The sequence below is a fragment of the Corynebacterium kalidii genome (genome assembly GCF_022869005.1).
GTDB classification, from domain to species: Bacteria; Actinomycetota; Actinomycetes; order Mycobacteriales; family Mycobacteriaceae; genus Corynebacterium; species Corynebacterium kalidii.
This window is the reverse complement of the sequence record NZ_JALIEA010000001.1, coordinates 1-1,800: the sequence shown is the minus strand read 5'-3', so window position 1 is coordinate 1,800 and position 1,800 is coordinate 1. Positions and strand designations below refer to the sequence as shown.

The window sequence follows — 1,800 nt, the reverse complement described above, 5'->3', positions numbered from 1 at the left end:
CGGACCTGCCGGGAGTCGCCGTTGTCGTCGGTGACGGTGGTGTTCCAGGGGATGACCTGGCGCACGTTCGACCGGGCGGTGTCCCCGGCCGAGGGACCGGTGGTGTCGGTAGCTGTGCCGGGCTCACTGGTGTCCCGCCGCTGGTCCATGCGGTCGGCCAGGCCGGTCCGTGGCCCGCCGAGGTCCATGTCCTGGCGGTACTGCCCCTCGGGCTGGTCGAAGCCCTGGTAGTGGTGGGTGCGCCCTGCCCCGGACTCACCTGCACCACCAGCACCGTTACCGTTGTCCCCGCCGCCGGGTGGTGGTCCCGGTGGCAGGGTCGGGGTGGGGATGTCGTGGCAGGCGAACGGGGGCCACTCGTTGCCGGTGGGCTCCTGGCCAGGATGGGCGGCCCGCCAGGCGGTTTCCATCGCCGCGTTGTATTCGGCGGTCTGGCGTTGGCACCGCTCGGCCGGGGTCTCTTGGTCGGCGACGGCACTGCCGGTGGCGGTGAACAGCAGTGGGGTGGACAGCAGTCCAGCGGCGGCGAGGCCGGCGGCGTAGCGACGCAGTCGGGATTGACTGGGCTGACCGGGCTGGTGGGGTGTGGTGGTCACGGGGGCGTTTCCTTATGTCCGGTGTTACCGCTGCGAGTTCGAACCGGCGGTGGTGGCTTTGGTCCACAGGGTCATGAACCCGGAGACCATCAGTCCGCCGCCGATGATCATCACGATGATGTAGAAGAACATCACCGGGACATAGCCGTAGGTGTCGATCGGTTCGGCGATGTGCTCGGAGAACGTCAGTGCAGCCAGGACGACGAGGACACCGATGATCAGTTTCGATACCGGGATCCACATCGGTTCGGTGGTGGTGTCGTCTTTCCCGTCGTTCTGGTCGGTGTCGGGGGTACTGGCGGTGACCGGCAGAGACGCTGGCGTTGGCGTCGCTGATGCGGTGTCGGTGGGCTGGGTGGTGGTGCTCATGGGTGAATCACGGATCCTCAACGGGGGTCAGCGTCGCCGGCGACCGTGCCGGTGTCGTCAATCCTGGTCAGTCGGTGTGTTGTGCGGTGAATGGTTCCCGTCGACGCGGGTGGATGTTTCTGCACCCTGCGCGCGCACTCGCGGGGTGCCGACGGACAACGTGGGACGGTTGATCAGTGCACCGGGAGGTTCCACTGGTTCAACACGAGCCCGCTGTAAACGTTGCCGTCAGGGGCGGCGACACTGCCGATGAACCACGCCCCGGGGTATGTCCCTGCGCCGGGGGTGTACTCACCGGTGGCTGTACGGCAGTTGCCGTCGGTGGTGCCGGCGATAACTGGGCCGACGCGCACATCGTGGTAGACGATGCAGTCCACCGTCGTGCCGTGGGCCATGTAGGTGCCCATCGTCGCGGCGGCACTGGTGGGGGCGGTGATCCCGGCGGTGACCGTGGCGGCGGCCAACGCCATCGCGGCGGCGCCGGCAAGGCGACGACCACGGCGGGGGCTGCGGTTGCGGGTGTTGCCGGTGGTGGTTGTCGAGGTCATGACAGCTGAAAACTCCTGGGTAGATGGTGTCGGGACAGGCGGTCTCGTCATAGAGACCAGGCCGGGCGACACCGGGTCGAAAATGCCGGTGCGTACCGGTGCGTACCGGTGCATACCGGTGCTTTGGGCTGGGTGTTCTAGCGGATGCGGGTGGCGGTGCCGTAGACACTCACCGCGTCGACCGAGGTCGGGGAGGTGGTCGACACGGTGACGTACGAGCGGATGCTCACTGGTCCGGCGCATCCGTTGACCTGCAGGTGTGCGCCGGTGAATCCGGCGGAGGCGCG

The 1,800-nt window shown here is 67.8% G+C and carries 3 protein-coding genes and 1 pseudogene; all 4 read right to left on the bottom strand.

Annotated features, from left to right (window positions below):
• Window positions 1-596: pseudogene (locus MUN33_RS00020) on the bottom strand (hypothetical protein); the annotation flags it as partial.
• A gap of 24 nt (window positions 597-620) precedes the next feature.
• A complete protein-coding gene (locus tag MUN33_RS00015; protein ID WP_244802866.1) occupies window positions 621-965 on the bottom strand; it encodes a hypothetical protein in 345 nt (114 codons plus the stop codon).
• Window positions 966-1,138: 173 nt separating this feature from the next.
• Complete coding sequence (locus tag MUN33_RS14015; RefSeq protein WP_255804804.1) at window positions 1,139-1,513, bottom strand: hypothetical protein; 375 nt, start codon at window positions 1,511-1,513, stop codon at window positions 1,139-1,141.
• A 137-nt stretch (window positions 1,514-1,650) separates the two neighbouring features.
• Window positions 1,651-1,800 (bottom strand): MspA family porin (locus tag MUN33_RS14010; RefSeq protein WP_255804810.1); only part of this gene is annotated, 150 nt, incomplete at its 5' end.

Excerpts from the sequence above, each read along its gene's own strand:
- MUN33_RS14015 (WP_255804804.1), bottom strand. The coding sequence starts at position 1,513 with ATGACCTCGACAACCACCACCGGCAACACCCGCAACCGCAGCCCCCGC.
- MUN33_RS00015 (WP_244802866.1), bottom strand. The coding sequence starts at position 965 with ATGAGCACCACCACCCAGCCCACCGACACCGCATCAGCGACGCCAACG.